Genomic DNA, 1,969 nt, shown 5'->3' on the forward strand with positions numbered 1-1,969 from the left:
CTATACCGCCATCGGCGCCGGATGGCAGGGTGTACCCCTGACAGCCTCCGCTCTGCCCGTCTCGCTCGAAACACAGCACGCCCTCGCCCGCGCCTTCCAGCAATAAAACAGGCCCGGGTGGAAGGGGCAGGAAGTCAGCGGCTGGGGGCGATGCGGAACATCGGGACCATCGGCAGGACCGGCGTCTGCCGGAAGGCGCCGTCCGCCGGCTGGACCGCGACATGGTCGGCGGCGTGGCCGAGATAGGTGCCGATCCCGAAACTGTCTTCCATCGTGCGCAGCAGCGCATAATGGTTATAGGGGGTGTCGTCGCGCACCCCGCGGACGCCGTGATTGGTGATGACGATGGTCGGGATCAGGCCGCCGCCCTGATTGATGGGGCCGACCCGGCCCTGGTTGGGATCGGCGGGGTGATAGCCGCAGCAGCCCTGGATGCCGGCGCTGCCGTAATCGTCCTCGTCGAACGTGATGACGATCGCCACGTTGCGCCGTGAATGCCACAGCGGCGAGGCGCGCACCGCATCGACCAGCGTCTGCACATAGTCGTCTCCGCTCGTCAGCAGCGGGGACGGGCCCGATCCTTTTCCCCGGCATTGCGGCGCATGCTGCAGCGTGCCCCTGGGTCCATGGTCGTCATGGCACAGATCGGGAATGACATACGAAAAACGGGGCAGCGTGCCGGCGGCGGCCTGCCGGAAGAAGGCGGTGTCGGTGCGGTTGTGGCGATAGAAATCGGCGGATTCGCGGATATCGTCGAAATTGACCGACGGATTATGCTTGGCCACATAAAGCGAATACAGGTCCGGATTCTGGGTCCTGGTCGGATATTGGGGCATTTCCGGCGCGGGCCGGCCGGTCTTCGGGTCGACATACATCGACTGGCTGAACATCGCCCATGAGATCCCGGCGCGGTCGAGCTGGGCGAAGAAATTGGGAACCCGAAAATGATGGTCGGCATAAGGCCCCTTCGCGGCATGGCCGCCGCAACGATCTTCCATCGGCATGGGGTCGGGTTCGCCGGCGACGACGGCCGTCTCGCGCGGCAGGGGCGTGCCGTCCGCCTGGCAGTACCAGGGATCGTCATCGACCAGGCCCTGCTGGTCGCCGGACATCAGCGCGACGTAATTGGGCTGGCTGACATGGGTGATGCCGTAATAGCGCGTGGCGACGTTGTATTCATGCGCCAGGCGGGTCATGTGCGGCGAGGTCGCGGGCCGGGCATCGATGATCTGGCCGAACTGGCGGTTTTCCATTTCGATGACGATGATGTTGTCATAGCGCGGCACGCCCTCCAGCCCCATCCTGGCGTCGGCGGCACCCGCCGCATGGGATGCCAGCAGCAGGCCCAGCCCGATCGACAGGGCGCGTCCAGCCCCAATGACATGTCGCATCATGGTCTCCGAAATATTTCCCGCCATTACAACCCGCTGGATGGCCGGCCGCAAGGGCACGGGCGCCCTTTGCCCCGATGTTGGGCAAATCGTCTCAAATTATTGTGATAGGATGACAGGCGGGTCGTCCGTCAAAGATGTTTTATAAAACAATGGTTTAGAAGGATCCCGATCGTCGGGATGCCCCCGCGGATTGCGAAGGCGGGACATTGGCCGGTTTGAATGACGGGCGGGCGCGGTTGCGTGGCGGCGGGGATTGGGCTGACATTCGGGGCACGCCTTGTTTCGTTGATTCTCTCCATTCGGCCCCTTGGCCGGGCCGGACGGTCCGGGCCAGCCCACGGGGCCTTCCGCCCGTCGAGGTTCGCCATGAAACGCCCTCCTACCCGGCTGCTGCTGGGCGGTGCCGTCCTGCTCGCGCTGCTGACTGCCGGCTGTTATCGGCTGGCGCTGCATCCCGAACAGGCGACGCAGACGGTCGCGGCCGGTACCGGCCCGCATCCGGTGCTGCCCGCGCCCGATCCCACCTTCCTGCCGACCGTCAATATCGCGACCCCGGTCGGCTGGCACGGCGCCGA

At 65.4% G+C, this 1,969-nt stretch carries 1 protein-coding gene and 1 pseudogene; one reads left to right on the top strand and one right to left on the bottom strand.

Going from position 1 to position 1,969, the window contains the following annotated elements; all coding sequences use genetic code 11:
- Nucleotides 1-134: 134 nt before the first annotated feature.
- Nucleotides 135-1,391, bottom strand: coding sequence for an alkaline phosphatase family protein (locus tag HUK84_RS16415; RefSeq protein WP_176641236.1), 1,257 nt, complete (start codon nt 1,389-1,391; stop codon nt 135-137).
- 369 nt (nt 1,392-1,760) lie between these two features.
- Here HUK84_RS16415 and HUK84_RS16420 point away from each other — a divergent pair.
- Nucleotides 1,761-1,969 (top strand): annotated as a pseudogene (locus HUK84_RS16420) (PQQ-dependent sugar dehydrogenase); the annotation flags it as partial.

Source organism: Nguyenibacter vanlangensis (assembly GCF_013376155.1).
In the GTDB taxonomy this organism is placed as follows: domain Bacteria; phylum Pseudomonadota; class Alphaproteobacteria; order Acetobacterales; family Acetobacteraceae; genus Gluconacetobacter; species Gluconacetobacter vanlangensis.